Here is a 224-nt window from a genome sequence, read left to right as displayed (position 1 = left end):
GTTATGAAGGTAATCATAAAGGGGTCCCAGATACCGGTCGGCACACTGGATCACCCAGTTGGCCATCACCTGCCGGGAGATGTGAATGTCATTGCGCAGGAATTCCTAGCTGATCCGGTATAAGGGAAGGCCGTTTACATACTTGGCATTCAGGATGCTTGCAGCCAGGGAAGGGGTCAGGATGCTGTTTCGGAGCAGCTCCTTTGGCCGGTCTGCTTTCACGA

At 53.6% G+C, this 224-nt stretch carries 1 pseudogene; it reads right to left on the bottom strand.

Annotated elements, in window-relative coordinates:
* Nucleotides 1-224, bottom strand: a pseudogene (locus HJY11_RS15865) (IS66 family transposase); the annotation flags it as partial.

The organism is Bittarella massiliensis (ex Durand et al. 2017) (assembly GCF_017566145.1).
Classification (GTDB): domain Bacteria; phylum Bacillota; class Clostridia; order Oscillospirales; family Ruminococcaceae; genus Bittarella; species Bittarella massiliensis_A.
This window is presented reverse-complemented; position numbering and strand designations above follow the sequence as displayed.